The sequence below is a fragment of the Mesorhizobium sp. M0998 genome (genome assembly GCF_040318885.1).
GTDB lineage: Bacteria > Pseudomonadota > Alphaproteobacteria > Rhizobiales > Rhizobiaceae > Mesorhizobium.
Window position 1 is genome coordinate 92,058 of sequence record NZ_JAMYND010000017.1, and the last position, 25,854, is coordinate 117,911.

Below are 25,854 nucleotides of genomic sequence, written 5' to 3' on the forward strand. Positions count from 1 at the left end.
TGCGCATGGATATGATCGATCCTTTCGGTCGCACGATTACCTACCTGCGCGTGTCGGTCACCGACCGCTGCGATTTCCGCTGCACCTATTGCATGGCCGAGGACATGACGTTCCTGCCCAAGAAGGACCTGCTGTCGCTGGAAGAGCTCGACCGGCTCTGCACGGTCTTCATCGAAAAGGGTGTGCGCAAGCTCCGCCTCACCGGCGGTGAGCCGCTTGTGCGCAAGAACATCATGCACCTGGTGCGCCAGCTTTCGCGGCATCTCGAGAGTGGTGCACTGGAAGAGCTGACGCTGACCACCAACGGATCGCAGCTTTCCCGCTTTGCCGCCGAGCTCGCCGACTGCGGCGTCAAGCGCATTAACGTCTCGCTCGATACCCTCGATGCCGACAAATTCCGCCAGATCACCCGCTGGGGCAATCTGGACAAGGTCATGGACGGCATCGACGCCGCGCAGGCGGCCGGGCTAAAGGTAAAGCTCAATGCCGTGGCGTTGAAGGACTTCAATGACGCCGAATTGCCTGAAATGCTGCGCTGGGCGCATGGCCGCGGCATGGATCTGACGGTCATCGAAACCATGCCGATGGGCGAGATCGATGCCGACCGCACCGACCAGTATTTGCCGCTGTCGCTGCTGCGCGCGGCTCTCGAACGCCAGTTCACGCTAAGCGACATTCCCTACAAGACCGGTGGCCCGGCCCGCTATGTCCAAGTCGCCGAGACCGGCGGGCGGCTGGGCTTCATCACACCGATGACGCATAATTTCTGCGAAAGCTGCAACCGGGTCCGGCTGACCTGCACCGGCACCCTTTACATGTGCCTCGGCCAGGAAGATGCGGCCGACCTGCGCGCGCCGCTGCGTGCGTCGGAAGGCAACGAGCTGGTCGCCGATGCCATCGACGAAGCAATCGGCCGCAAGCCCAAAGGCCACGACTTCATCATCGATCGCCGCACCAACCGTCCGTCGGTGTCGCGGCATATGAGCGTCACCGGCGGCTGATTTTTGGCCGATTTCGTGCAAGAATAATCGCCTTGGCACCGGCTTCGAGGCAAGGCGTGCAGCGGTTTTTTGCAGTCCTGACGTTTTTCGGAGTGATGGCGGGGACCACGGCAGTTGCCGCGCCATTTACCTACACGAACGAGCGCTTCGGTATCATCTGCACCTTTCCGGATGAAATCTTCACTCTTCGCCAGCCTGGGCCGGACAATGGCGATGGACAACAATGGCTCACTGCCGATGGCGCCAGCCTGATCTGTTCGGGTATCCTCAACATCGATGATGACACCCCGACAGCCTTCGTCTCCGCCGAGAGGGCCGGCAAGGAACCTGGCTACAGGATCACCTACAGCAAGACCGGCAAGGACTGGGCGGTGCTGTCGGGCATCAAAGGCGGGAACATCTTCTATGAACGCCGCCTGTTCGGAAAAGACGGTGTCATCCGCACGGTCTGGATCGACTACCCGCCAGCCCTGAAATCGAAATACGACCCGCTCGTCGATGCGATCGCCGGCAGCCTCAGGGGACCGTGAGCATCCGGCGATGTCAGAACTTATTGGCAGCCTATTGTTTTTGCTAGCGAGTCACGGTTGTTGGCGCGTGTAGTCATATCGTACGGCAAGCCATTTTTTGCCGCTGCCATTGGCCTGGAGGAAATGTTGCTCGGCCACTTCGTGATTGTCGCCGTCCCTGGAAATGACGAAATCCGAGGCCGTGAACCGCCCTTCGACCTCCGGGCCGAAGCCGACGAAACCAAGCGGCTGGAACAGCAGTGAAATCTTGCCGTCCTCCTCGCCACCAAAACTCCAGGCGGGCATGATCCCTGCCGGGAAACGGGTGTCCATGGAGACATACTTCCAGCGGCCCTCCACCCGGTCATAGCTCAAATAGGCTATCCGCTGGAAGTCCGGCATTTCCGACCCGGGCGCCGGGCGCATCACCTCCTGCATGAAGGGACCGATCATCGTGCGCTCGGCCACCAGCCCCGTCATCACGATCGGCTGGGCGCCGGGCGTTGGCCAGATCGTGTTGACGACGGACCATTTCCCGACGCGGCGAGCGAGCTCATCCGCTTCGTGACCCGGCGTGGACATCCGTTCGATTGCCGACGCCGAAGCGCCGTTCTCGGCGAACGCAGGCGCTATCGCCATGAGGATACCCGCCAGGGCAGAAGAGAACCGGAAAGCCGACGAAACATGCCGCCTGCTGCCTGTTCCAAGCCAGTCCGCATTGCCTCGTGCATTCATCATGGACCATCTCCCCAACACGATCAGAAGCTTACAATGACCAATTTGGTGAATTTTGCCGAGCAAATTTGATCTCGTCGAAAATTTTCCTCGAGCCGCAGTGTGATAAATTTGCCCTCCGAATCCATCCTTTAGAACGGCACCTTTTTTGGGGCCACACCCAGAAAAGGTCTCGTCCGCAAACGGTCACCGGATTTACCGCAAGCCCATTCGGGCCTAGCCTCTGCTCTGGAGCGGTTCTTCGCCCAGTGGGGGAATACGATATGCGCAAACTCATTCTTTCTCTTGCATTGCTCAGCCTCGCGGCCCTGCCTGCGGCGGCTCAGTCGATCGGCGGCACCTATGCCGTGGCCGGCACCAATTTCGATGGGTCGTCCTATGGTGGCGACGCGACGATCACGTTGACCAGCGAGACGACCTGCACGATCCATTGGGAGACAGGCGGCTCGTCCTCGGACGGTATCTGCATGCGCAACGATGATGCCTTCTCCGCCGGTTATGTTATGGGCAAGGCGGTCGGTCTTGTCGTCTACAAGGTGCAGGACGACGGCTCGCTGCGTGGCCTGTGGACGATTGCCGGCAAGGAAGGCAACGGCACCGAGGTACTGACGCCCAAATAAGCCCTGCCGCTCTTGCGCGACAGATGTTACGGGCCATAGAAAGGCTGTGGTCCAGCCCTTTGACGTTGCTGTTTTGCGGGTGCCTGCTAGACGCTTGCTGCAGGACTCACCCGGTAATCGCCTTGCCTCTTTCGCCAAACCTGCGCGGCGCGTTGTTCATGATGGTGGCCATGGCTGGTTTCACCCTCAACGACGCTATCACCAAATTCTCGTCGGAATCGATGAACATGGCGCAGGTCATGCTGATCCGCGGCGCCTTCGCTTCGCTTTTCGTTGGCCTGCTTGCGTGGCAACGCGGCGCGCTTGCCCGGCCAGGTTCGATGCTGCAGCCGACCGTTGCGCTGCGCGTCGCCGGCGAGGCCGGCGCCACGGTGTCGTTCCTGGTTGCTCTGGCGCATCTTCCGATCGCCAATGTCTCCGCCGTACTGCAGGCGCTGCCGCTGGCGGTGACGATGGGCGCAGCACTTGTGTTCAACGAGGGCGTCGGCTGGCGGCGCTGGCTGGCTATTGCCGTCGGTTTTGCCGGCGTGCTGATCATCGTGCGGCCGGGCTTCGAAGGGTTCAGCGTCTTTTCTCTGCTGGCGCTGGCCAGCGTGGCATGCTGTGCGGTGCGCGATCTCGCCACCAAGCGGATACCGCAGGCAATTCCGACATTGCTGGTGTCGAGCGCCACCGCCCTTGCCATGACGTTTCTGGGCGCGGCATTGCTTTCACCGATGGGCGGCTGGACACCGATGACGGGACAAAGCACGGCGTTCCTGGCGCTGGCGGCGGTGCTCGTGCTCATCGGCTACCACTTCATCATCACGGCGATGCGGGTGGGCGATATCTCCTTCATCGCGCCGTTCCGCTACACCGCCCTGCTCTGGTCGATCCTGCTTGGCTTCACGATCTTCGGCGATGTCCCGGATCTGCCGATGATCGTCGGTGCCACGATCATCATCGCGTCGGGCCTCTATGCACTCTACCGCGAACGGATCGTCGGCCGGCGAAAGACAGCCGCCGAAAGCACTGGACCGGACATGGCGCCGGACGGCATATAGAGTGACTGTCGACGACTGTCTGATTTGAAAACTGGATTTTGGGTCTAGGCAGCAAACGATGGGCCGACATATCGCAGGGATCATTCTGGCCGGCGGCCGGTCGAGCCGGATGGGCGGCGGCGACAAGACGCTGCTTGCGCTGGGCGACGGTACCCTGCTCGACCGTGTCGTTTCGCGCCTTGGCCCGCAGGTCGGACCGCTTGCGCTAAACGCCAATGGCGATCCGACACGGTTTGCCGCGACGGGGCTTCCGGTGCTTGCCGACACCGTCAAAGGTTATGCCGGGCCGCTTGCCGGGATCCTGACCGGCCTCAAATGGGCTTCCGACACGACCTGCCAGGCGCTGGTCACGGCTGCCGGCGATACGCCTTTCCTGCCGAGGGATATGGTCGAGCGGCTGCTCGCGGCAGCCTATGCGCGCTCCGGCTCGATCGCCGTTGCTTGTTCCGGCGGCAAACGGCATCCGACCTTTGCACTCTGGCCGCTAGGGTTAGATCAGGCCTTGCGACAATTTCTCGTCGAGGAAGACAACCGGCGCGTTGCGGCGTTCATCGACCGGCACGGTTTTGTCGAGGTGGAATTTCCCATCCTGAAATCGGGCGGGGCCGAGGTCGATCCGTTCTTCAACATCAACACTCCCGACGACCTTGCCCAGGCCGCGCATCTGTTGCAGAGCATCGAACCATGAAAAGACGTATCTTCGGCATCACCGGCTGGAAGAACTCCGGCAAGACGACATTGACCGAAAAGCTGGTGGCCGAGCTCGTCCGGCGCGGCTGGAAAGTGTCGACGATAAAACACGCCCATCATGATTTCGACATCGACAAACCCGGAGCGGACAGCTTTCGCCACCGGCAGGCGGGAGCAGTGGAGGTCGCGGTCGTGTCGGGCAGGCGCTGGGCGCTGATGCACGAATTGCGCGGCGAGGACGAGCCGACGCTGGACGCGATCCTGTCACGGCTGGCACCCTCCGATATCGTGCTGGTCGAGGGTTACAAGCGCGAGGCGCACAAGAAAATCGAGACGCGACGGCTCGAGGCCAAGGACCGGACACCGCTCTCGGCAGGCGATCCACACATTGTCGCCATCGCGTCCGACTTCCACATTGTCGGCGAAGACCTGCCGGCCTTCGATCTCGACGACACGAATTCGATAGCTGACTTCATCGAGCGCGCCACCGGCCTGACGCGCTGAGATCGCGGCCGCAGGGGGCTTCCGGCCACTTTCTCTCCATTCAGGCGTTTGACCCAGCGTCACCGTTTTCTGAACATGACCTTCCCTCAAGCGACGGTTTTGCAGTTGCTTTTTCTTGGGAAAGAATGGGAGTATCGCGCCAGCGGGCGGTCAAAAGCACCGCCCACAGAGCCGTTCGGGAACGACGGCCGGGACCAACAGAGAGGACCATTATGCGTATTGCACTGCGTATCGCGCTCGCCGCTTCGGCTGCGCTGCTGACGCTTGGCGTTGCCCAGGCGCAGGAAAAAACCTTGAGGATCGGCACCGAGGGAGCGTATCCGCCATTCAACAACCTCACCGCCGACGGCCAACTCGTGGGCTTCGATATCGACATCGCCAAGGCGCTTTGCGACGAGATGAAGGTGAAGTGCACCTTCGTCGCGCAGGACTGGGACGGCATCATTCCAGCCCTTCAGGCAGGCAAGTTCGACGCCATCGTCGCGTCGATGTCGATCACGCCGGAACGCGCCGAGAAGGTCGACTTCACCCACAAATATTACAATACGCCGCCGGCGATCGCCGCGCCCAAGGACACCGACATCAAGGGTGTCACCAAGGAAGATTTGGCCGGCAAAACGATCGGCGTGCAGGCGTCCACCACGCATTTCAACTATTCGACCAAGACTTATACCGACAGCACCGTCAAGCCGTACCCGACCGCACAGGAATACCAGCTCGATCTGGCCAATGGCCGGCTCGATGCCGCCAACGACGACGTCGTTGTGCTGCAGCAATGGCTGGATTCGCCGGACGGCGCCTGCTGCAAGCTGGTCGGCACAATCAAGCCGGTTATCGAAATCCACGGTCCGGGCGCCGGCATTGCCGTGCGCAAGGGCGAGACCGATCTGGTCAACCAGTTCAATGCGGCGATCGACGCCATCCGCGCAAACGGAAAGTACAAGGAAATCAACGACAAATACTTCAAATATGACGTTTATGGCGGCGAGTCCTGATCGACCGACATAGGATGACGTGAACGGCGGGAGATTCCCGCCGTTCTTATAAGGACGCCGCGCACGAGGGGTGATGCGGTACGGGTCTCGAAGAGCCTCAAGGAGAACAGGCAGGCGGATGCAGAGCGCACTGACGCTTCTCAGTTGGGGACCCGAAGGCTGGCTCGACGACATCGCCGCGGGTGTATTTGTCACGGTATGTCTTGCGCTGGCCACTCTGCCTTTCGGGCTGACGCTCGGCTTTTTCGTGGCGCTGGCCAAACAATCGGAAGAGCCGTCGCTGAGACTGGCCGGGAACATCTACACCACGATTTTTCGCGGAATACCCGAGCTGCTCACCCTATTTCTCATCTTCTTCGGCATCCCATTGATCCTGCAGTACATTGTCCGGCTGGTGAGCCCTGGCACCTCCGCCGACGTCAACAGCTTCGTCGCCGGCATGATCGCGCTGTGCTTCATTTTCTCCTCTTATTCCAGCGAGGTGTTTTTATCCGCATTCCGCGCCATTCCAAAAGGGCAATATGAGGGAGGCTATTCGGTTGGCCTGTCCAGCGGCCAGACGATGCGGCTGATCGTGTTGCCGCAGTTGATCCGCATCGCGTTGCCCGGACTTGCCAATCTCTGGCTTATCCTGCTCAAGGACACCGCGCTCGTCTCGGCCGTCGGGCTCAACGAGATCCTCCGGCAGAGCGGGGTTGCCGCTCGCGTCACCAAGCATGCCTTCCTGTTTTACGGTTTTGCCGGCCTGATCTATCTCCTGCTGGCGATCGTCTCCTCCTTCGGCATCAATGCGATCGAACGAGCGGTCGGCGGCAGCGAGGTCAAAAGATGAGCCTGGCCACCGACACGCTGAAGGTCGACCGGCCGCCGCCGCCCGCACGCGGCTGGTCGCGCCAACGCATCCTCGGCCATGTCCTGGTCGGCCTGTGGATCGCTCTCGGCATCGGCATGGTCGTCTACCTGGTCGCTGCGTGGAACCCGGAGTTCTTCCAGAAATATGCACCCGGCTACATATCCGGCCTCGGCATCACCCTGTTGCTGGTTGCCATCTCGATTGTGCTTGGCGCGATCCTGTCGGTGCCGATCGCCTATGCACGTATGTCGAAGAACCCGATCCTCTCGGGGTTTGCCTATGCCTATGTCTATTTTTTTCGCGGCACGCCGCTGTTGGCGCAGACCTTCCTGGTCTACTACGGATTGGGCTCCTTCCGGCCGGAACTCGAGATGGTCGGCCTGTGGGGTTTCTTCCGCGAGGCGTTCAACTGCGCGATCTTCGCCTTTTCGCTGAATACGGCCGCGTACCAGGCCGAGATTTTGCGTGGCGCGATCGAGAGCGTACCGAGGGGTCAATGGGAAGGTGCCGCCTCGCTCGGCCTGCACAAAGTGCAAATCCTACGGAAAATTATCCTGCCGCAGGCGCTGATCGTGGCGCTCCGCCCGTATGGCAACGAGATCATCCTGATGATCAAGGGCTCGGCGATCGTCGCCATCATCACCGTCTATGATCTGATGGGCATCACGAAGCTCACCTATGCGCGCACTTTCGACTTCCAGTCCTTTATATGGGCGGCGATCATCTATCTGATCATTGTCGAGATCCTGCGTCACGCGGTCGAATGGATCGAACGGCGCATCACCATCCACCTGCACCGCTGACTCCCATCGCCTTGCCTGATCCGGTAAGAAGACCGCAAAGCAGGCTTCTAAGGGATTCGAAAACATGGCTTCGGTGGCATTTCTTGGTCTTGGCGTCATGGGTTATCCGATGGCCGGACATCTCAAGAACAAGGGCGGTTACGATGTCACCGTCTACAATCGCACCAGCGCCAAGGCCGAGCAGTGGGTTGCCCAGCATGGCGGCAGCCTCGCTGCAACGCCGGCAGAGGCGTCCGAGGGAAAGGACTTTGTCTTTTCCTGCGTCGGCAATGACGACGATCTGCGTTCGGTGACGACCGGCGCCGCAGGCGCGTTCAGCTCCATGAGGAAAGGCGCCATCTTCATCGACAATACCACCGCATCGGCGGAGGTCGCGCGCGAACTGGCGCAGCAGTCGGAAGCGCTCGGATTTGCGTTCCTCGACGCCCCGGTCTCCGGCGGCCAGGCAGGCGCCGAGAACGGCATGCTGACCGTGATGGTCGGCGGCGAGCCCGACGCCTTCGACAGGGCCAAGCCAGTCATAGATGCTTATGCCCGCATGGTCGGATTGATGGGACCGGCCGGGGCTGGCCAGCTCACCAAGATGATCAACCAGATCTGCATCGCCGGCCTCGTTCAGGGCCTGGCCGAGGGCATCCATTTCGGCAAGAAGGCAGGGCTCGACATCGAAAAGGTCATCGAGGTGATTTCCAAGGGTGCGGCCGGTTCCTGGCAGATGGAGAACCGGCACAAGACGATGAATGCCGGCAAATATGATTTCGGCTTCGCCGTCGACTGGATGCGCAAGGATCTTGGCATCTGCCTCGCCGAGGCCGACCGCAACGGCGCCAAACTGCCGGTGACGGCACTTGTCGACCAGTTCTACAAGGACGTGCAGGCGATGGGCGGCAAGCGCTGGGACACGTCCTCGCTGCTGGCGCGGCTGGAGAAATAGGACTTCACCGTGGCCGAGCTTTCGCCTCAATCCAGCGCCGATGAAATCGTTGCTCATCTGCGCTCGATCGCCTCGGAGGAAAATCGGCTTGGCATGCTGCGCTACGGCATCAAGATCGAACGTGCGCTCGGTATCTCGCATGGCGTGCAGCGGCAGATTGCCAAGAAAATCAAGCGCAACCACGAGCGTGCCTTTGAGCTTTGGCAGACAGGCATCATGGAGGCGCAGTTCATCGCTTCCGTGACAGCCGATCCGGAGCGGTTCTCCGCCGCGGATGCAAGACGATGGGCGGCGACTTTCGACTCGTGGGATATCGTCGACGGGGTCTCCGATCTCTTTGTCGACACGGATTGCTGGAAGGAATTGATCGCCGAATTCGCGGTCGACGAACGGGAATTCGTTCGACGCACGGCTTTTGCGATGATGGCCTGGTCGGTGGTCCACCGGAAGAAGGAACCCGAGACGACCTTCCTCGAATTCTTGCCGATCATCGAAGCGCATGCGACCGACGCCCGCAATTTTGTGAAGAAGGCCGTGAACTGGGCGCTTCGTTCGATCGGCAAGCGATCGATGAATTTGCACGGCCCTGCCCTTGCCGTGGCGCTAAAACTGGCGGCCTCGACAGACAGGACCGCACGCTGGATCGGCAAGGACGCCGTGAAGGAACTTTCCGATGCCAAGACGCTCGAGCGGCTCGCCGCCAGAAAAGCTTGACCTGAGCGAAGTGCGCTTCACGGAGGTGAAGCAATCGACGCGCGCCGATTTCGAAAACCTGTTCGAGCAACCCGGCGGGCCGAAATACTGCTGGTGTATGGCTTGGCGCAATCTCGACCGCCGCGAGCATGTCGAGAACGACGAGAAGAAACGCGCGATGATGACGCTGATCGACGCCGGCACGCCGGTCGGCATTGTCGCCCAGATCGATGGCCGGACCGTCGGCTGGTGCTCGATTGCGCCGCGCGAGACCTACCGCAAGCTGTCACGGCAGCAGGACGATAGCGAGATGGGCATCTGGTCGATCGTCTGCTTCTTTGTGCCGAGAGCGTTGCGCGGCGGCGGGCTGGCAAGCGCATTGCTCGACGCGGTCATCGATCACGCCTTTGCCAAAGGCGCCAGGACGATCGAAGCCTATCCCGTCGACCAGGCTTCGCCGAGCTACAGCTTCATGGGTTTTCGCGACATGTTCGTCGCCCGCGGCTTTCGCGAGATCGGCATGACCGGCTCGCGCCGGCATGTGATGCGGCTTGAGCGTTGACCTGTGAGGCAGCGGCAGCTTTACTTGATGTCCGCAGATCAAGGCTCAACGGCGGAGCAGCGATGAGCAACCGTTTTAAATCAGGCACGATCATGGCAACTGCCTTGTTGGCGTCCGCGATCGCGGCAAGCGCTTCCACTGGGACCATGCACATTTTCTGGAAGGATCTGCGCCCGGCGACCCAGGCAGCCGCCGAAAGCGTCGGACTGCCGATGATCGCGGCCAAAATGCCGGATCGTGGCGAGACGCTCTCACTCGACTTGCAGGACAAGACCGTGCAACTCGCAGGCTATGCGCTGCCGGTCGACCGCGATGGTGATCTCGTCTACCAATTCCTGCTGGTGCCGTGGACGGGAGCCTGCAGCCACATGCCGACGCCGCCGCCCAACCAGATCGTCCTCGTCACGCCTGCACAGCCTTACAGGATGTCCGAGGCCTACCAGCCGGTTTCGGTGACCGGCGCATTATGGCCGGGCATGGAGAAGAGCCAGCTTTTCATCCTCGACGGCGTCAGTGTCATCCAGTCGGGCTACACCGTGCGCAAGGCCGAGGTGGTTAACGTCGACGCCGTGCCGGACACGATCACGCTGCCGGTCAACTCGCCCTGGAGTTTCCTCAACAAAAAGAAGAACTAAACAGAAAAATCTCAGGCGGCGTTGGCGCCGGACTCCTTGTCGAGCATCATGTAATCCAGCGGCATCTCGGTCGTGTATTTGATCTGCTCCATGGCGAAGGAAGACGACACGTCGCGGATCTCGATCTTGGCGATCAGCCGCTTGTAGAAGGCGTCGTAGGCGGCGATATCGGGCACCACGACGCGCAAGAGATAGTCGACGTCGCCGCTCATGCGATAGAATTCGACCACTTCCGGGAATTCCTGGATGACCTCCGAAAAGCGCCGCAGCCATTCATGGCTGTGCGAATTGGTGCGGATCGAGACGAACACCGTTACCCGCACGTTGACCTTTTCATGATCGAGGATGGCGACGCGCCGCTTGATGACGCCCTCTTCCTCGAGCTTCTGGATGCGCCGCCAGCACGGCGTCGTCGACAGGCCGACCTTCTTGGCGACGTCGGCGACTGCAAGCGTCGCATCCTCCTGCAGGAGGCGGAGAATTTTTCTATCAAGGCGGTCCATTGGGTGCTCCCCTGATGCAAGTCGTCCAAGTGCGCAGCGGCCTTGGCACAACGACATGCATAAAAACAAGAATTTAACGCGCGTCCCCTCATGCGCGACGCGCTTCGAGGAATGGATTACCATAATCCCTCTTGCTCGAGCCTATTACAAGAAAGAAATTCTGCCGCATAGTGCGAAAGCGAGTGATTTCTTGCTGAATGCCTAGCCGAGGCGATAGCGGATTTCCGATCTCAGAAAGGGCAGCAAATCCATTTCAAACCATGGATTGCGCTTCAGCCAGCCGGTGTTGCGCCAGGACGGGTGCGGCAGCGGCAGGACTTTCGGGTCGGTTGCCGCCGCCCAGATGGCACGCCAATCCATGACCGTTTCCGTCAGCGAGGGACGGCGCGCCGCGCCCATATGCCAGCTTTGCGCGTAGATGCCGATCGTCAGCACCATATCGACTTGCGGCATCAGCGCCATCAGCGATGTGCGCCAGGCCGGCGCACATTCGCGGCGCGGCGGCAGGTCGGCGCCCCTGGCGTCCTGACCGGGAAAGCAAAAGCCCATCGGCACGATGGCAAACTTGTCCGTGTCATAGAATTCCTCGCTGCCGACGCCCAGCCAGCTTCGCAGCCGGTCGCCGGAGGCGTCGGTGAACGGCATCCCTGTAATGTGAACCTTGGTACCCGGCGCCTGGCTGGCGATCAGGATACGCGCACTCGACGATGGCCTGAGCACCGGACGCGGCTGGTGCGGCAACGGCCTGCCGGCCGGGTTATCGACGCAGGTGCGGCAGGCGCGTACCCTCGCCGCCAAGGCTTCCAGCTCTTCGCTCATTCGGAACTCGTTGTCAGGCGGCGGCACTCGGCCGGCTGGAGATTTCCCGATGCCAGCGCAGCACGTTCGTGCACTCTTCGGGTACCTTGATGCGAGCCGGCTTCATGAAGTCGATGGCGACCAGCCCGGTGATGTCGGCGATCGAATAGGCATCGCCGGCGACGAATTCCCTGCCGGCGAGCTCAGTGTCCAGAAATCTCAGGAATTCGATCGCCTTCGGCTTGTTGGCCTCGCCCCATTCGGGGATTTGCGGGATCTCCCATTCCCTCATTGCGGGGTGGATGTGCCGGAACGCCGCAGCGACGCAGCCGAACAGATTGAACTCCACACGTCTTTGCCACATCTCGACGATCGCCTTGCCGAGCGCGCCACGCCCGAACAAAGCCGGCTCGGGGTGCAGTTCCTCGAAGTAACGACAGATTGCGACGGATTCGGTGATGACAGTGCCGTCGTCGAGCTCGAGCACCGGTAGACGCTTCAGCGGATTGCGCGAGCTGACCGGCTGCTCTTTGTGCTCCAGCGCGCCCATGTCGACGGGCACCAGCGGAACCTGAAGTCCCTTTTCGGCCAGAAAAATCCGAACCCGGCGTGGATTGGGCGCACGCCCGCCGTCGAACAGCTTCATCTCTATCCTCCTCGTCCGTCTCGACGAACTATAGGCACAGCTCACCAGAAGCGAAAAATTTCGCGCAAGGCGTCGCCGATCGACGCCAAGGTACCGTGCTTTCTTTCAACCAGCTCATGGCCGTGGCTCTCGCGCCAGTTCTTCGGCTCGTCGAAAGTTCCGGCCCAGATGCCGGCTTTGCCCGCGCGCGCAGCAGCTTCCTCGGTCTCGAAATCGCCAAAGGCGACCGCCCAGCCGGCCTCGACCTGCGCGCGGTTGAGATCCTTGCCGCCGGCCTTGCAGTCGCCGAGCAGCCTGCCGTAGCGGTCGCGCTGCCAGCCGCTGCAGGAGACGGCTTTGCCGGCGATCAACCGCACCAGGGACTGCCGCGCGAGCTTGCCGCAAGGATAGTCGGCACCGTCCTTGCGGCAGATTTGCGAATATTCCGGCGCGTCGATGCCACGCATGCGGATACGCTCGCCGCCGAGCGTGATGCTATCGCCGTCATTGACGGTGGCCGCGCCCTCCGTCTTGCGCGTCTCGATCCGGTCGAGGCGCGCCGCCAGGAGGATCGCCAGGCCGAGCACGATGAGTGTCAGCCCATAGTCCATCAGTCGGCGCCACAGGCTTCGCGGACGTGGCGCATAGTATCGCTGGCGAGGCCATTGCGACCACGAACGGCTCATATGGCAAACCGTTGGTTAATCATTCGAACGTAGCTTAACGATTGAAATTGCTGCCCGCGTAAATTGAAGACTTCATGCCCCTGCAACGCTCGACCATGGCAGACAAGTTTATTGTGGACCGCAGGAAACGCCATCGCAACAGCGATGTCGCGCGCGCGGTGCGCAAGACGCGCGACCGTCTTTCGCAGCAAGCCGGAAATCCCGACTTCGACCGCGAGCTGTTGAAGCTCCACGCGCTTTCGATGACCGGCGGCGTGATCGTCATTCCGCTGCTCATCCTGGCAACGGCCGCGGCAGGCTTGTTCGCGGGCATCGGCAAGGAGATCGGCGTCTGGGCGCTGTTCACATTCATCTGCTATACCATCGTTGCATTCATGGCCAGACGCGTCACTCAAGCGTCCGAGCTCAACCCGCTGGAAACGCATAGGGATTTCCTGATCGGCCATTTTCTGTGCGGGCTTGGCTGGGCCTGGTTCGCATGGCTCGGCTGCGAAGCTTGCCAAATGGATCAGTTCCAGGTCGCCAAGGCGGTGGTGCTGCTGCTCGCCATGTCGGCAACCGCGATCCTGGCCTCGTCCCTGCGCGGTGCGCTGTTGGCGACCTTCGCCCTCCCGGTCGCCATCTATGCTTATGCCAGTGCGAAATTATGGATGCCGGTCGAGGCGATCATGGCAGGCTTGCTGATCTCCTCGTTGCCTTTCTTCGCCTATGTAGCGCGCCAGCTCAACCGTTCCTCGCTGATGCTGCTGTCGTTCCGCTCCGAAAAGGATGCGCTGATTGCCGAACTGGAGACGGCGAAATCGATGTCGGACGAGGCACGGCGGCGGGCGGAAGACGCCAATCTGGCGAAATCGCGTTTCCTGGCCTCGATGAGCCACGAACTGCGCACACCGCTCAATGCCATTCTCGGCTTTTCCGAAGTGATGGCCAACGAGGTGCTCGGCCCGATGAGCAACCCGACCTATCGCGACTATGCCCGTGACGTGCACGACTCCGGACAGCATCTGCTCGACCTGATCAACGAAATTCTCGATTTGTCGCGCATCGAAGCGGGCCGCTACCAGCTCAACGAGGAGCCGATGATGCTGCTCTCAGTCGTCGAGGATTGCTGCCACATGATGGAGCTGAAGGCGCGCAACAAGGACATCCGCATCGTCCAGGATTTCGAAAACGCCTTGCCGCGCTTGTTCGCCGACGAACGCGCGGTGCGGCAGATTGCGCTCAACCTGTTGTCCAATGCCATAAAGTTCACCGCCACCGGCGGCGAAATCCGCGTGCGCGTCGGCTGGACGGCGGGCGGCGGGCAATATCTCTCCGTCAAGGACAATGGGCCGGGCATACCGGAAGACGAGATTCCGATCGTGCTTTCGGCCTTCGGCCAGGGCTCGATCGCCATCAAGAGCGCCGAACAGGGCACCGGGCTTGGCCTGCCGATCGTGCAAGGCTTGCTGGCCATGCATGGCGGCGAATTCCAGCTCCATTCCAGGCTGCGCGAAGGCACCGAGGCGATCGCCATCTTCCCGCTGAGCCGGGTGATGGAGGAACTGCCGGCGCTGCCGACCAAGGCGGTGGCCTCGCGCCGGCGCTGAATGCTCAACCGCGGACCGCCGCTGCCATGCCGGAGCTGGTCAGCGCGGCCGCCTTGATCAGGCCGGCGGCAAGAGCCGCCCCTACCGCCTCGCCTTGACTGACGCCCAGATCGAGCAGCGGGCGAAGGCCGAGGCGCTCGGCGGCCTTGGCATGACCAGGCTCCGGCGACAGGCTTGCGAGGAGACAATGATCGAGCGCGGCGGGGTTGGCGGCATGTAGGACACCAGCGGCGGCAGTCACCGCAAACCCATCGAGCAGCACCGGGATCTTCTGCATCCGCGCCGCCAGAATGGCGCCGCAGATCGCGGCGAATTCCCGCCCGCCGACCCGGCGCAGCGCTTCCAGCGGGTCCTTGAGGCTCGCGCCGTGAAACGCGACCGCGGCATCGACCACCTCCGCCTTGCGCCTCTGCATCGCCGCGTCTGCCCCTGATCCAGGGCCGATCCAGTCGGCGCCGGTGCCGCCGAACAGTGCCGTGCAAAGGGCCGCGGCGACAGTCGAATTGCCGACGCCGAGGTCGCCAAGGCAAAGCAGGTCGGTGCCGCCGGCAATCGCTTCCATGCCGAAGGCCATGGTAGCGGCACAACCGCGCTCGTCCAGTGCCGCATCCTCGGTAATGTCGGTTGTCGGGATGTGCAGAGCCAGATCGAACACCTTCAAGCCGAGATCGTTGGCGATGCAGATCTGGTTGATTGCTGCACCGCCGGCGGCGCAGAGCTCGACTGCATTTGCCGTGGCGGCGGCCGGGCGCGGTGAAATGCCGTGGCGGGTGACGCCATGATTGCCGGCAAAGATCGCCACCAATGGCCGCGTCACCGCCGGCGGCGCGCGGCCGCTCCACCCGGCAAGCCAGGCGGCGATGTCCTCGATGCGGCCAAGCGAGCCTTTGGGCTTGTCTGCCTTGGCAAACAACTGGCGCACGCGGGCCTTGGCCGCCATATCTCCCGGCGGCAGGCTCACCAGGAGGTCGCGAAAATCGTCGAAAGGCAGCGCGCTGGTCATGTCGATGGCGATCGTCCGTGTGAATTGGTGAGCGGCATAGCCGCCTTGGCCAGCCGGCACAACCTCAAGCCGGCACAAGCTCCAGGCCTGGTACAACTTCGAGGTATTGACGCGAAAGCACCCGTTGGCGGCGCTTCCCGGAGGGCTTGTATTGACTTTGTCGTTGCACCATGTGGAGGCTAGCCAAGGAAATCCTTATGACGGCCATTGAATCCCCGTGCATCCTGGTCTGCTCGATCGATATGAAAACCGGCTTCTGTTTCGGTTGCGGGCGCACGCGCGCGGAAATCGCCGCCTGGATCGACATGACCCCGCAAACCCGCCGCAGCGTCATGGCCGAGCTGCCGGCAAGGCTGGAAACGGTCGAGCGACGCCCCCGCCGGGAAACCCGTCGCAGCCGCATGGCACGCGAACGCGACGCCCTCTCGTGAACTGGCCGCAGAGATGAACCGACTATTGTGGATTCTGATCGTCGCGATCGGGGCAGGTGTACTCCTGCTCATGCTCAACGATTCCGCCGGCAGTACATTCGGCATTGAGAATTACGATTTCAGCCAGCTGATCTGGCTTGGCGCTTTAGCGGCGCTCGTCGGCGCCGGCCTGCTCAGATCGGGCAGACCGTTAGGCACCATGGCCCGCAGCCTCGGCGCCTGGGGTGCCATCGTGCTGGCGCTGATTGCCGGCTATCAGTACCGCTATGAGTTGCAGGATTTCGCCAGCCGCGTCACCGCCGGCCTTGTTCCCGGCAGTCCGCTGGCGCTGGGCGTGGAAGAAGGCCATGCCACCGTCACCCTGGACAAGGCCGGCAGCGGCCATTTCGAAGCGCGCGTCACGATCAACGGCACGCCGATCCTGACGGTTGTCGATACCGGCGCGACCAGCACCGTTCTGACCGCCGAGGACGCGCTGGCGGTCGGGTTCAATTCGGCGGCTCTCCGCTTCACCATACCAATCTCTACCGCCAACGGCATGACACGCGCGGCGGCGGTGCGAACCGACGAACTGTCGATCGGCGGCATCGTGCGCAAGGACATGCCCATCATGATCGCCGCACCCGGCACGCTCGGCCAGAGCCTGCTCGGCATGAATTTCATCGGCTCGCTATCGGGCTTCGACGTACGTGGCGATCGCATGATTTTGCGGGATTGAGTTTTTCCTCAGGCCGCCTCTGCGGTCCGGCCGAAATCGACCTCTGCAAAAGCCGCCTTGAGCACCTGCGGTCCGGCACCCGGCCTTGTCGCATCGGTGGACAGGATCTGCCGATAGCGGCGTGCACCGGGCAGGCCGTGAAACAGCCCGACCATGTGCCGGGTGACATGCCCGAGGCGTCCGCCCTGCTCGATATGGCGTGACGCGTAATCCGCCATGGCATCGATCAGTGCGACAAAATCGAACGACTCAGCTGTGCTGCCGTAAAACGCGGCATCGATGCCGGTGAGTATCCCTGGCGTGTGATAGGCGGCGCGGCCGAGCATGGCGCCATCGACATGGTCGAGATGCGTCAGCGCCTCTGCGAGAGATTGAATACCGCCATTGATGCCGATGAATTTGTTTTGTTTTCTGGCTTTCAGCCGATAGACGCGGCCATAGTCGAGCGGCGGGATGTCGCGATTTTCCTTTGGGCTCAGTCCTTCCAGCCAGGCCTTGCGGGCGTGCACCCACAGCGCGTCGGCGCCGGCCGCGAAAACACCATCGGCCAACGCATCGAGTGCCGGTTCCGGATCCTGCTCATCGACGCCGATGCGGCACTTGACGGTGACCGGTATTTTCACCGCCGCCTTCATTGCGGCGACGCAATCCGCGACGAGCACGGGCGTCTTCATCAGGCACGCGCCGAAGGTGCCCGACTGGACGCGGTCGGACGGGCAGCCGACATTGAGGTTGATTTCATCATAGCCGAAGGCTTCGCCGATGCGCGCCGCCTCGGCCAGCTTTCCCGGATCGGCGCCGCCGAGTTGCAGCGCCAACGGATGTTCGTTGTCGTCGAAGCCAAGCAGCCGCTCGCGTGCGCCGTGGATGACCGCATCGGCCACCACCATCTCGGTATAGAGCAGCGCCTCGCGCGTCAGCTGGCGATGGAAGAACCGGCAGTGCCGGTCCGTCCAATCCATCATCGGCGCCACGGCAACTTTGTGGCGTAACATGTTCATTTTACTACTTTTCTGTCTCAGTCCGTTCGAAAGATGCGCACACCTAACTGACCCGATATACGATTTTGCCGCCGCAACTGAAAGCAAATTGGCATGTCACACATGTCACTGTACGCACCAGTTAGATGCCTGCCGTGGAACGATGGACCGCCGGCGGCATACCAGTCAGCCAAGGCGAAGCGTGTTGCGGGCGATCTGCCACGCGGATTCGACATGCCGCCGCGCCGCCTCCTCCGCCTCGTCCGGCTTGCGCGAGCGGATTGCATCCATGATTTCGGTCATTTCGGCGATCGCCGGCTCGCGGCGGTTCTCCGACGCGATCGTCATTGAGCGGAGCTGGTTGATGCGGACATTCAGCCCCGTCACGATTTCCCAGGCAATGCGCTTGTCCGCCGCCTCGAACAGCGTTTCGTAGAACTTGGTCGTTGCCCGCATCACCTCGACAGGCGCACCGGACGCCCACGCCTCAAGCAGGTTAGTCAAGGCGGCATCGAGCGAGGCGATCTGCGCGTCCGTGGCTGTCAGGGCGCAAGCCCGCGCCGCGATGCCCTCGAGCAGCGCCCGCAATTCATAGATTTCGTCGGTGCGGCCGAGATCCGGCTTGGCCACGGCGGGTCCGTGGCCCGGTATCATCTGCACCAGGCCTTCCGCCTCCAGCTGCCGCAGCACCTCGCGCACGACGGAACGGCTTACCCCGAGCTGATCGCATAGCGGCCGCTCGACCAGCCTTTCGCCAGGCTGGAAATGGAAGCCCATGATCGCCTCACGCATGCGCTCCAGCGCCAGCGTCCTCAGCGTCTTGGCAGAGCGGTCGATCCGCAGCGTATCGCCTGACATTTTCTCTCCCTACCCCGATCCGGCCACAAAACAGATTCCATAGCCGATTGACAAGGCTTCTGGTGCTCCATAGTATGGTATACCATAAGATGATGTAAAGATTTCGGCGTTGCACAGCGCCGCGGCGACCGAGGACTTTCATGAAACCAGCCATTCGAAAGATCGTCACCTACATCGAGAACACGCTAATCGAGGGCGGCAAGGAAGCCCCAAAACCGCTGCGTCTGATCGGTGTCGCCGCTGTGCTGACAAATCCTTGGGCCGGCCGCGGTTTCACCGACGACCTGTCGCCGGAGATCCGCGCCATTGCTCCCGTCCTCGGTGAACTGCTGACCCGCGAGATTATCGCCGTTGCCGGTTCCGGCGAGGCGATAGAGGGCTACGGCAAGGCCGCGGTCTGCGGCACGGCGGGCGAGATCGAGCATGCATCGGCGCTGATCCATACGCTGCATTTCGGCAACCATTACCGTCGCGCGGTCGGCGCCAAGACCTATCTCGCCTTCACCAATCTGCGCGGAGGGCCGAACACCCCGATCATGATCCCGCTGATGGACAAGAACGACGAAGGCCGCCGCTCCCACTATCTGACCATACATTTCCAGATCGGCGACGCGCCCGCGCCCGACGAGCTGGTGGTGGCGCTTGGCGCTTCGATTGGCGGCCGCCCGCACCATCGTATCGGCGACCGCTATCAGGACCTCAAGGAGGTCGGAGACCTGCATGGCTGACGTCGCTGCCACCGCATGGGTCCGGAACACGGCTCCGGACGGCACCGGCTTCATCCGCGCCGGCTCCGGCGCGCCGGTTCTGCTCATTCACGGTGTCGGCATGAACGCCGCAATCTGGCACGATCAGATCGTGGCGATGAAACACCATCATGACCTGATCGCCATCGACATGCTCGGCCACGGCGTTTCACCGCTGCCGCCGGAAGAAGCCAGCCTGTCGGATTTCGCCGATCAGGCGGTTCGCCTTCTCGACCATCTCGGCGTGGCGTCGGTGTCGATCGTTGGCCATTCGATGGGCGCGCTGGTCGCTCTGGAGATCGCCCTTCGCACCCCATCGCGCGTTCGCTCCATCGTCTGTCTCAATGCGGTATTCCGCCGCCCCGCGGCCTTGGCGCAGGCCGTACGCGAGCGTGCGGCCGCGCTCGGCACCCATGGCAACCCTTCCGCCATTGCGGCTACGCTTGCCCGCTGGTTCGGCGACCCGCTGCCGGCGAATCTTATCGGGGCGGCCTCTACCGCGCGCGCCGCCCTTGAAAGGGTCGACCCCGAAGGCTACGCGCGCACCTATCGCCTCTTTGCCCATGCCGATGCCGAGCATGCTGATGCTCTCCCCGGTCTTGCCGCGCCGGCCCTGTTCATGACCGGGTCGCAGGACAGCAATTCGACCCCGGCCATGTCGGCGGCGATGGCGAGGCTTGCGCCGCACGGCCAATGCCTCGTGCTCAATGGAGAAAGGCATATGATGGCAATGGCTTCACCTGAAAAAGTGACCAAACACATCATGGATTTTCTCGACACGGCAGGAGACGCTGGCGTGAAGCCGGAGACGGATGCAGTCTTTGACAGCGGCGAATTCCGGCGCGCGCTCGGCTCGTTCCTGACCGGTGTCACCATCGTCACAACGATCGGAGCGGAAGGCGAACCGCGCGGCTTCACCGCCAACTCCTTCACCTCGGTCTCGCTCGAGCCGCCGCTGGTGCTTGTCTGCATCGCCAAGAGGGCCCTGGGGCACAGTGCTTTTTCGACATCGAGAGGTTTCGCCATCAACATCCTGTCGGAGGACCAGAAGGCCCATTCCGGCATCTTCGCTTCCAAAGCAGCGGACAAGTTCGCGGCCGTGGCCTGGCAGCCGGGCCGGACCGGCAATCCGCTGATCGACGGCTCCGTTGCGGTGTTCGATTGCGGCATGGAGCAGCTGGTCGATGCTGGCGATCACTCGATCCTCATCGGCCGCGTCCACGACTTCAGCCACAACGGAGCCCAGCCCCTCGGTTATTGCAGAGGCACCTACGTCACGCCCGGCCTCAGCCAGGAGGCGCTGGCGGCGGCGCCCCCCAATACGGAGGTCGGCGCCATTCTCGAGAACGAGGGCCGTGTGCTGTTCTTCGCAACGGCCGACGGGTTTCATGAATTGCCTGCGGGGCGCGGACTGGGCACGCCCAACGATGCGCGCAGCCTCAAGGGGCGCCTTGCCGCCAGGGCCATAGACGCCCAGCTCGGCTTCCTTTTCGCGGTGTGGGACGATGCCGCCGAACCCTGGCGCACGCATGTTTATTATCGCGGAACGGCCGAGGGGTCCTATTCCGACGATCGCCAGATGCGGCTTGTCGACATCGAGCAGATCGCCGATCTGGAGATCGCCGATCCCGCGGTGCGTTCGATGCTTGCCCGCTATGCGCGCGAACGCACGGAAGATGCATTCGGCGTCTATGTCGGCAACGAGGTCGAAGGCGAAGTCCGGCCGCTCGCCAAGTCCTCGCCTTCTCAAATTTCTCTTTCCGGCCGCGGGTGAAGCCGATGAAATTTTCGCTTTTCGTCCACATGGAGCGATCGGATCCGGCCAAGCCGCATTCCGAGCTTGTCGGCGAGCTGGAGGACCTGGTTGTCCAGGCCGAAGAGGCAGGGTTCGAGACTGCCTGGATCGGCGAGCATCACGGGATGGAATTCACCATCTCGCCGAACCCGTTCATCAACATCGCCTGGCTCGCCGCCAAAACCAGGCGCATCCGGCTCGGAACAGGAACCATCGTCGCGCCGTTCTGGCACCCGATCAAGCTTGCCGGCGAAGCAGCGATGGCCGACGTCGTCACCGGCGGCCGTCTCGACATCGGCATTGCGCGCGGCGCCTACGCTTACGAATACCAGCGACTTTTCCCAGGCCTCGAGGCCTGGGTCGCCGGGCAGCGTATGCGCGAGATGGTGCCGGCGATCCGGGGCCTTTGGGATGGTGATTTCGAAGTCGCCGGCGAGTTCTGGTCGTTTCCTTCAACCACCTCGTCGCCCAAGCCGCTGCAAAAGCCTTATCCGCCGATCTGGGTGGCCGCACGCGATCCGAACTCGCACGACTTTGCGGTTTCCAGCAAATGCAACGTCCAGGTGACGCCGCTTGCCTCCGGCGATGGCGAAGTGGCCAGCCTGATGGAGCGTTTCAACGCGGCGTGCAATGCCCACCCCGACGTACCAAGGCCGGAGATTATGCTGCTGATGCATACTTTCGTCGCCGAGGATGCAGCGGAGGCTGACCGGCTCGCGCAGGATCTGTCGCAGTTCTACTGCCAGTTCGGCGCCTGGTTCCAGAACAAGAAGCCGGTGCACCAGGGCATAATGGAAGCGCTGACCGAAGACGAGATCGCGGCCATGCCGCAATATGCGCCTGACAAGATCAGGCAGAACCTGGTCATTGGCGAAGCCGACGAGGTGATCGCCAGGCTGAAGGCCTACGAAGCGCTCGGCTACGATCAGTATTCGATCTGGATCGACAGCGGCCTTTCCCATCGGCGCAAGAAGAAATCGCTGCAGCTCTTCATCGACAGGGTGATGCCGGCCTTTTCCGAACCGAAAGCCGGATTGCGATGAGCACCACTCAATTCAGGAACTATATTGACGGCAGCTTCGTCGAAGTGGCGGCGACCTTCGACAGCGTCGATCCCTCGACGGGCGCGCCATGGGCGAAGATGCCCGCTGCATCGTCTGATGACGTCGACCGCGCCGTCGAAGCTGCTCACCGGGCGCTTGGCTCCGGCACGTGGCCGGCAATGACGGCAACGGCACGCGGCAAGCTTCTGGTGCGGCTCGGCGATCTGGTGGTCGCCAATGCCGACCGGCTGGCGGAACTCGAGACGCGCGATACCGGCAAGATCATCCGCGAGACCCGCGCCCAGATCGCCTATGTCGGCGACTATTACCGCTATTATGGCGGGCTGGCCGACAAGCACGAGGGCTCGTTTGTTCCCATCGACAAGGCCGACATGGAAGTGACCATCCGGCCGGAGCCAATCGGCGTCGTAGCCGCCATTGTGCCGTGGAACTCGCAGCTCTTCCTGTCCGCCGTCAAGCTCGGGCCGGCGCTGGCGGCCGGCTGCACCATCGTTCTGAAAGCATCGGAAGACGGCCCTGCCCCGTTGCTGGCCTTCGCTGAACTCGTCCATGAGGCGGGATTTCCCGCCGGGACCGTGAACATCCTGACCGGCTTCGGCCACGATTGCGGTCACCGGCTGACCAGTCATCCGCTCGTCGCCCGCGTCGCCTTCACCGGCGGTCCCTCGACCGCTCGGCAGATCGTCAGGAATACGGCGGAAAACCTCGCCTTCACGACGCTCGAGCTCGGCGGCAAAAGCCCGGTCGTGGTGTTTGCCGATGCCGATCTGGACAGCGCCGCCAACGCGGTCGTTGCCGGCATCTTCGCTGCCACCGGCCAGAGCTGCGTCGCCGGCTCGCGGCTGCTGGTCCAGCGCTCCGTGAAGGACGAATTCCTCGACCGGCTCAAGCGCAAGGCCGAGGCGATCAGGATTGGCGATCCGCAGGATCCCGCGATCGAAATGGGACCGCTCGCCACCTCGCGCCAGCGCGAATGGATAGAGAAGATCATTGCTGAAAGCCTGGCCGCGGGCGGGCAACTGGTCACCGGCGGCATCCGCCCCGCGGGCATGGCGGACGGCTTCTATTACGCGCCGACGATTATCGACGCGCCTGATCAGACGCTTGCCTGCGTGCGCGAAGAGCTCTTCGGCCCGGTGCTCTGTGTGCTAGCCTTCGACAGCGAAGCTGAAGCGCTTTCGCTCGCCAACGACACGAAGTTCGGCCTGGCGTCCGGCGTGTTCACCACCAATCTGGCAAAAGCCCACCGCATGGCGCGCGGCATCCATGCCGGCGTTGTCTGGATCAACACCTATCGGGCGGTCTCGCCGCTGGTTCCGTTTGGCGGCTACGGCCAATCCGGGCTCGGCCGCGAGGGCGGCCTCGATGCGATCCGCGACTACACGCGTTCGAAATCGGTGTGGATACGCACCTCCGACGACCCAATTCCCGATCCTTTTGTCATGCGGTAGCCGCCGCTGGCCGGAGATGCGCGATCAAGGCGAAAACGACCGATCGCGAACAGACACCAACGAAAACAACAGAGGAGAACGACATGAAACTGATCATCACCGGCTTCCTTGCCGGATTTATTGCAACGACAGTTCTGGCAACGACGGCCGCAAAGGCCGAGGACATGGTCTTCACCAGCTGGGGCGGGACGACCCAGGAAGCGCAGACCAAATCCTGGGCCGAGCCGTTCACCGCTGCATCCGGCATCAAGGTCATGCAGGACGGCCCGACGGACTACGGCAAGCTGAAGGCGATGGTCGACAGCGGCAGTGTCAACTGGGACGTCGTCGACGTCGAGATGGATTTCGCCATCAAGGCGGCCAAGGACGGTCTGCTCGAGCCGATCGACTTCAAGACCGTGCCGAAGGCCGACCTCGATCCGCGCTTCACCACCGATCACGCCGTCGGCAGTTTCTACTATTCCTTCGTGCTCGCCTGGAACAAGGGCGCCGTTTCGGGTGAACCGGCCGGCTGGGCCGACATGTTCGACCTGACGAAGTTCCCGGGCAAGCGGACCTTCTACAAATGGTCGGCGCCCGGTGTCATCGAGATCGCGCTGCTGGCCGATGGTGTTCCGGCGGACAAGCTCTATCCGCTGGATCTCGATCGCGCCTTCAAGAAACTCGATACCATCAAGTCGGACATCGTCTGGTGGGGCGGCGGGGCGGAGTCGCAGCAATTGATCGCATCCGGCGAAGCAACGTTCGGCCAGCTGTGGAACGGCCGCGTCTTCGCACTGGACAAGGATGGCGCCGATGTCGGCGTCTCCTGGAACCAGAACCTGACCGCAGCCGACGTTTTGGTGGTACCGAAGGGTGCCAAGAACAAGGATACGGCGATGAAATTCCTCGCCGCGGCGAGCAGCCCCGCCGGCCAGGCCAAATTTGCCGAAGCCAGCGGCTATGCGCCGATCAACACCAAGGCCAAGGCAGAGATGCCGGCCGATGCCGTGAAATCGCTGCCGGACGCTCATGTCGACGGACAGATCGATCTCGACATGAACTACTGGGCCGCCAATCGCGACACCATCGCCGCGCGTTGGTATGCCTGGCAGGCGAAATAAGCCCGCCCTTGAACCGCAATGGACGAGACGGTTCGCGCCGTCTCGTCCCGTAGCCGGGTCGCTGTCATGTCGGTCGAAACACGCCGGAACTTTGGAACGGTGCGGGTGCCGGCAGGTCTCAATGGCCTGCTGCCGGCCCTGATTCTGATTATGCTGTTCTTCGTCGTCCCCGTGCTGGCGCTGCTTTTGCGCAGTGTCACGGAGCCCGAGCCAGGCTTGCAGAACTATGCTGCCCTGCTTGGTGACGGCACCTATGCGCGGGTGTTCTTCAACACATTCCTGGTCGCGGCGTTGGTCACCATCGTCACGGTCCTTGTCGCCTTTCCGGTCGCCTGGATGCTGGCGATCATGCCTTCGGGACTGGCCTCGATCATCTTCGGCATCATCATTCTGTCGATGTGGACGAACCTGCTCACCCGCACCTATGCCTGGATGGTGCTCCTGCAGCGTACCGGCGTCATCAACCGGACGCTGATGACCATCGGCGTCATCGACCACCCGCTGCCGCTCATCAACAATCTCACCGGCGTCACTATCGGCATGGTCTATATCATGCTGCCCTTCATGATCCTGCCGCTGGTCGGCACGTTACGGGCGATCGATCCGATGACGCTGCGTGCGGCGTCGCTGTGCGGCGCAAGCCCTTTCCAGGCGTTCCGCCGCATCCTCGTGCCGCTGTCGCTGCCCGGCGTCGCCGCCGGCGGCCTGATGGTCTTCGTCATGTCGCTCGGCTACTTCGTAACGCCGGCACTGCTCGGCGGCACGTCGAACATGATGCTTGCCGAAATGATCGCGCAGATGGTCCAGTCGCTGCTCAACTGGGGGCTCGGCAGCGCCGCTGCCTTCATCCTGCTTGTCGTCACCATGGTTCTCTACGCGCTGCAACTCCGCCTTGTCGGTGCCAGGCGCATGAGCGGAGGCATCTGA

General features: G+C 62.4%; 28 protein-coding genes and 2 pseudogenes. 22 read left to right on the forward strand and 8 right to left on the reverse strand.

Annotated features, from left to right (window positions below; all coding sequences use genetic code 11):
* Positions 1-5 precede the first annotated feature (5 nt).
* Positions 6-1,001, forward strand: coding sequence for a GTP 3',8-cyclase MoaA (gene moaA, locus NKH59_RS17960; protein WP_352568644.1), 996 nt, complete (start codon positions 6-8; stop codon positions 999-1,001).
* 56 nt (positions 1,002-1,057) lie between these two features.
* Positions 1,058-1,531 (forward strand): hypothetical protein, encoded by a 474-nt coding sequence (locus tag NKH59_RS17965; RefSeq protein ID WP_353022651.1) that lies wholly within the window; start codon positions 1,058-1,060, stop codon positions 1,529-1,531.
* A gap of 51 nt (positions 1,532-1,582) precedes the next feature.
* Here the strand turns inward: NKH59_RS17965 and NKH59_RS17970 are convergent, their stop codons facing one another.
* A complete protein-coding gene (locus tag NKH59_RS17970; protein WP_353022653.1) occupies positions 1,583-2,311 on the reverse strand; it encodes a DUF1579 family protein in 729 nt (242 codons plus the stop codon).
* Positions 2,312-2,508: 197 nt separating this feature from the next.
* Here NKH59_RS17970 and NKH59_RS17975 point away from each other — a divergent pair, with 197 nt between their 5' ends.
* The 11 genes and pseudogenes from NKH59_RS17975 (at position 2,509) to NKH59_RS18025 (ending at position 10,577) form a co-directional block, all read left to right on the forward strand.
* On the forward strand, positions 2,509-2,865 hold the full coding sequence (locus NKH59_RS17975) for a hypothetical protein (RefSeq protein WP_352448884.1): 357 nt from the start codon (positions 2,509-2,511) through the stop codon (positions 2,863-2,865).
* A gap of 122 nt (positions 2,866-2,987) precedes the next feature.
* Complete coding sequence (locus NKH59_RS17980) at positions 2,988-3,908, forward strand: DMT family transporter (protein ID WP_352502424.1); 921 nt, start codon at positions 2,988-2,990, stop codon at positions 3,906-3,908.
* A 58-nt stretch (positions 3,909-3,966) separates the two neighbouring features.
* A complete protein-coding gene (gene mobA, locus NKH59_RS17985; protein WP_353022655.1) occupies positions 3,967-4,596 on the forward strand; it encodes a molybdenum cofactor guanylyltransferase MobA in 630 nt (209 codons plus the stop codon).
* Positions 4,593-5,102 (forward strand): molybdopterin-guanine dinucleotide biosynthesis protein B, encoded by a 510-nt coding sequence (gene mobB, locus NKH59_RS17990; RefSeq protein WP_353022657.1) that lies wholly within the window; start codon positions 4,593-4,595, stop codon positions 5,100-5,102. Before mobA ends, mobB begins: the two co-directional genes overlap by 4 nt.
* Before the next feature lie 212 nt (positions 5,103-5,314).
* Complete coding sequence (locus NKH59_RS17995) at positions 5,315-6,097, forward strand: ABC transporter substrate-binding protein (RefSeq protein ID WP_352471894.1); 783 nt, start codon at positions 5,315-5,317, stop codon at positions 6,095-6,097.
* Between the two features lie 118 nt (positions 6,098-6,215).
* Positions 6,216-6,929 (forward strand): ABC transporter permease, encoded by a 714-nt coding sequence (locus NKH59_RS18000; protein ID WP_023675013.1) that lies wholly within the window; start codon positions 6,216-6,218, stop codon positions 6,927-6,929.
* Positions 6,926-7,753, forward strand: coding sequence for an ABC transporter permease (locus NKH59_RS18005; RefSeq protein WP_352471897.1), 828 nt, complete (start codon positions 6,926-6,928; stop codon positions 7,751-7,753). The genes NKH59_RS18000 and NKH59_RS18005 overlap by 4 nt, the downstream gene beginning before the upstream one ends.
* 58 nt (positions 7,754-7,811) lie before the next feature.
* Positions 7,812-8,687, forward strand: a pseudogene (locus tag NKH59_RS18010) (NAD(P)-dependent oxidoreductase); the annotation flags it as partial.
* A gap of 9 nt (positions 8,688-8,696) precedes the next feature.
* Entirely contained in the window at positions 8,697-9,401 is a 705-nt protein-coding gene (locus tag NKH59_RS18015) for a DNA alkylation repair protein (RefSeq protein ID WP_352980089.1), read from the forward strand.
* Positions 9,361-9,942 carry a GNAT family N-acetyltransferase gene (locus NKH59_RS18020; protein ID WP_352980087.1) on the forward strand — a complete coding sequence of 194 codons (582 nt, stop codon included), beginning with the start codon at positions 9,361-9,363 and terminating at the stop codon, positions 9,940-9,942. Before NKH59_RS18015 ends, NKH59_RS18020 begins: the two co-directional genes overlap by 41 nt.
* Before the next feature lie 62 nt (positions 9,943-10,004).
* A complete protein-coding gene (locus NKH59_RS18025) occupies positions 10,005-10,577 on the forward strand; it encodes a DUF3299 domain-containing protein (RefSeq protein ID WP_353022659.1) in 573 nt (190 codons plus the stop codon).
* 11 nt (positions 10,578-10,588) lie between these two features.
* Here NKH59_RS18025 and NKH59_RS18030 read toward each other — a convergent pair whose 3' ends face one another.
* The 4 genes and pseudogenes from NKH59_RS18030 to NKH59_RS18045 all read right to left on the reverse strand — a co-directional run bounded on the left by NKH59_RS18030 (position 10,589) and on the right by NKH59_RS18045 (position 13,189).
* Positions 10,589-11,080: an Lrp/AsnC family transcriptional regulator gene (locus NKH59_RS18030; protein ID WP_023675006.1), complete on the reverse strand. Its 492-nt coding sequence runs from the start codon at positions 11,078-11,080 to the stop codon at positions 10,589-10,591.
* A 201-nt stretch (positions 11,081-11,281) separates the two neighbouring features.
* Positions 11,282-11,899: pseudogene (locus NKH59_RS18035) on the reverse strand (uracil-DNA glycosylase family protein); the annotation flags it as partial.
* Between the two features lie 13 nt (positions 11,900-11,912).
* Positions 11,913-12,524, reverse strand: coding sequence for a glutathione S-transferase (locus tag NKH59_RS18040; protein WP_352540524.1), 612 nt, complete (start codon positions 12,522-12,524; stop codon positions 11,913-11,915).
* Positions 12,525-12,565: 41 nt separating this feature from the next.
* Entirely contained in the window at positions 12,566-13,189 is a 624-nt protein-coding gene (locus tag NKH59_RS18045; RefSeq protein ID WP_352834905.1) for a thermonuclease family protein, read from the reverse strand.
* Between the two features lie 74 nt (positions 13,190-13,263).
* Between NKH59_RS18045 and NKH59_RS18050 the strand changes: the two genes are divergently transcribed.
* On the forward strand, positions 13,264-14,778 hold the full coding sequence (locus tag NKH59_RS18050; protein WP_352774127.1) for a sensor histidine kinase: 1,515 nt from the start codon (positions 13,264-13,266) through the stop codon (positions 14,776-14,778).
* A gap of 4 nt (positions 14,779-14,782) precedes the next feature.
* Here NKH59_RS18050 and NKH59_RS18055 read toward each other — a convergent pair whose 3' ends face one another.
* On the reverse strand, positions 14,783-15,781 hold the full coding sequence (locus NKH59_RS18055; protein ID WP_352980125.1) for a nicotinate-nucleotide--dimethylbenzimidazole phosphoribosyltransferase: 999 nt from the start codon (positions 15,779-15,781) through the stop codon (positions 14,783-14,785).
* 197 nt (positions 15,782-15,978) lie between these two features.
* Between NKH59_RS18055 and NKH59_RS18060 the strand changes: the two genes are divergently transcribed.
* Both NKH59_RS18060 and NKH59_RS18065 read left to right on the forward strand, forming a co-directional pair.
* Positions 15,979-16,212 (forward strand): DUF1289 domain-containing protein, encoded by a 234-nt coding sequence (locus NKH59_RS18060; RefSeq protein ID WP_352471906.1) that lies wholly within the window; start codon positions 15,979-15,981, stop codon positions 16,210-16,212.
* 13 nt (positions 16,213-16,225) lie between these two features.
* Positions 16,226-16,930, forward strand: a complete 705-nt coding sequence (locus NKH59_RS18065) for a TIGR02281 family clan AA aspartic protease (RefSeq protein WP_352448873.1) — start codon at positions 16,226-16,228, stop codon at positions 16,928-16,930.
* Between the two features lie 8 nt (positions 16,931-16,938).
* On the opposite strand, the gene dusA is transcribed toward NKH59_RS18065, so the two are convergent.
* Together dusA and NKH59_RS18075 are read right to left on the reverse strand one after the other, a co-directional pair.
* Positions 16,939-17,931, reverse strand: a complete 993-nt coding sequence (gene dusA / locus NKH59_RS18070) for a tRNA dihydrouridine(20/20a) synthase DusA (RefSeq protein WP_352815609.1) — start codon at positions 17,929-17,931, stop codon at positions 16,939-16,941.
* A gap of 165 nt (positions 17,932-18,096) precedes the next feature.
* Positions 18,097-18,768, reverse strand: coding sequence for a GntR family transcriptional regulator (locus NKH59_RS18075; RefSeq protein ID WP_023674997.1), 672 nt, complete (start codon positions 18,766-18,768; stop codon positions 18,097-18,099).
* 140 nt (positions 18,769-18,908) lie between these two features.
* Here NKH59_RS18075 and NKH59_RS18080 point away from each other — a divergent pair, with 140 nt between their 5' ends.
* From NKH59_RS18080 to NKH59_RS18105, 6 genes are all read left to right on the forward strand, one after another.
* Entirely contained in the window at positions 18,909-19,496 is a 588-nt protein-coding gene (locus tag NKH59_RS18080) for an amino acid synthesis family protein (protein WP_352815611.1), read from the forward strand.
* A complete protein-coding gene (locus tag NKH59_RS18085; RefSeq protein WP_352980082.1) occupies positions 19,489-21,288 on the forward strand; it encodes an alpha/beta fold hydrolase in 1,800 nt (599 codons plus the stop codon). The genes NKH59_RS18080 and NKH59_RS18085 overlap by 8 nt, the downstream gene beginning before the upstream one ends.
* Before the next feature lie 5 nt (positions 21,289-21,293).
* A complete protein-coding gene (locus NKH59_RS18090; RefSeq protein ID WP_352980080.1) occupies positions 21,294-22,352 on the forward strand; it encodes an LLM class flavin-dependent oxidoreductase in 1,059 nt (352 codons plus the stop codon).
* Positions 22,349-23,824: an aldehyde dehydrogenase gene (locus NKH59_RS18095; protein ID WP_352540532.1), complete on the forward strand. Its 1,476-nt coding sequence runs from the start codon at positions 22,349-22,351 to the stop codon at positions 23,822-23,824. The genes NKH59_RS18090 and NKH59_RS18095 overlap by 4 nt, the downstream gene beginning before the upstream one ends.
* An 83-nt stretch (positions 23,825-23,907) precedes the next feature.
* On the forward strand, positions 23,908-24,927 hold the full coding sequence (locus tag NKH59_RS18100; RefSeq protein ID WP_352980078.1) for an ABC transporter substrate-binding protein: 1,020 nt from the start codon (positions 23,908-23,910) through the stop codon (positions 24,925-24,927).
* A 66-nt stretch (positions 24,928-24,993) separates the two neighbouring features.
* Positions 24,994-25,854, forward strand: a complete 861-nt coding sequence (locus tag NKH59_RS18105) for an ABC transporter permease (RefSeq protein WP_502906645.1) — start codon at positions 24,994-24,996, stop codon at positions 25,852-25,854.

Coding starts and splice junctions, on each gene's coding strand:
- moaA (WP_352568644.1), top strand. CDS start 6: ATGGATATGATCGATCCTTTCGGTCGCACGATTACCTACCTGCGCGTG.
- NKH59_RS17975 (WP_352448884.1), top strand. CDS start 2,509: ATGCGCAAACTCATTCTTTCTCTTGCATTGCTCAGCCTCGCGGCCCTG.
- mobA (WP_353022655.1), top strand. CDS start 3,967: ATGGGCCGACATATCGCAGGGATCATTCTGGCCGGCGGCCGGTCGAGC.
- mobB (WP_353022657.1), top strand. CDS start 4,593: ATGAAAAGACGTATCTTCGGCATCACCGGCTGGAAGAACTCCGGCAAG.
- NKH59_RS17995 (WP_352471894.1), top strand. CDS start 5,315: ATGCGTATTGCACTGCGTATCGCGCTCGCCGCTTCGGCTGCGCTGCTG.
- NKH59_RS18000 (WP_023675013.1), top strand. CDS start 6,216: ATGCAGAGCGCACTGACGCTTCTCAGTTGGGGACCCGAAGGCTGGCTC.
- NKH59_RS18005 (WP_352471897.1), top strand. CDS start 6,926: ATGAGCCTGGCCACCGACACGCTGAAGGTCGACCGGCCGCCGCCGCCC.
- NKH59_RS18020 (WP_352980087.1), top strand. CDS start 9,361: ATGCCAAGACGCTCGAGCGGCTCGCCGCCAGAAAAGCTTGACCTGAGC.
- NKH59_RS18025 (WP_353022659.1), top strand. CDS start 10,005: ATGAGCAACCGTTTTAAATCAGGCACGATCATGGCAACTGCCTTGTTG.
- NKH59_RS18030 (WP_023675006.1), bottom strand. CDS start 11,080: ATGGACCGCCTTGATAGAAAAATTCTCCGCCTCCTGCAGGAGGATGCG.
- NKH59_RS18040 (WP_352540524.1), bottom strand. CDS start 12,524: ATGAAGCTGTTCGACGGCGGGCGTGCGCCCAATCCACGCCGGGTTCGG.
- NKH59_RS18045 (WP_352834905.1), bottom strand. CDS start 13,189: ATGAGCCGTTCGTGGTCGCAATGGCCTCGCCAGCGATACTATGCGCCA.
- NKH59_RS18050 (WP_352774127.1), top strand. CDS start 13,264: ATGCCCCTGCAACGCTCGACCATGGCAGACAAGTTTATTGTGGACCGC.
- NKH59_RS18055 (WP_352980125.1), bottom strand. CDS start 15,781: ATGACCAGCGCGCTGCCTTTCGACGATTTTCGCGACCTCCTGGTGAGC.
- NKH59_RS18060 (WP_352471906.1), top strand. CDS start 15,979: ATGACGGCCATTGAATCCCCGTGCATCCTGGTCTGCTCGATCGATATG.
- NKH59_RS18065 (WP_352448873.1), top strand. CDS start 16,226: ATGAACCGACTATTGTGGATTCTGATCGTCGCGATCGGGGCAGGTGTA.
- dusA (WP_352815609.1), bottom strand. CDS start 17,931: ATGAACATGTTACGCCACAAAGTTGCCGTGGCGCCGATGATGGATTGG.
- NKH59_RS18075 (WP_023674997.1), bottom strand. CDS start 18,768: ATGTCAGGCGATACGCTGCGGATCGACCGCTCTGCCAAGACGCTGAGG.
- NKH59_RS18080 (WP_352815611.1), top strand. CDS start 18,909: ATGAAACCAGCCATTCGAAAGATCGTCACCTACATCGAGAACACGCTA.
- NKH59_RS18085 (WP_352980082.1), top strand. CDS start 19,489: ATGGCTGACGTCGCTGCCACCGCATGGGTCCGGAACACGGCTCCGGAC.
- NKH59_RS18090 (WP_352980080.1), top strand. CDS start 21,294: ATGAAATTTTCGCTTTTCGTCCACATGGAGCGATCGGATCCGGCCAAG.
- NKH59_RS18095 (WP_352540532.1), top strand. CDS start 22,349: ATGAGCACCACTCAATTCAGGAACTATATTGACGGCAGCTTCGTCGAA.
- NKH59_RS18100 (WP_352980078.1), top strand. CDS start 23,908: ATGAAACTGATCATCACCGGCTTCCTTGCCGGATTTATTGCAACGACA.
- NKH59_RS18105 (WP_502906645.1), top strand. CDS start 24,994: ATGTCGGTCGAAACACGCCGGAACTTTGGAACGGTGCGGGTGCCGGCA.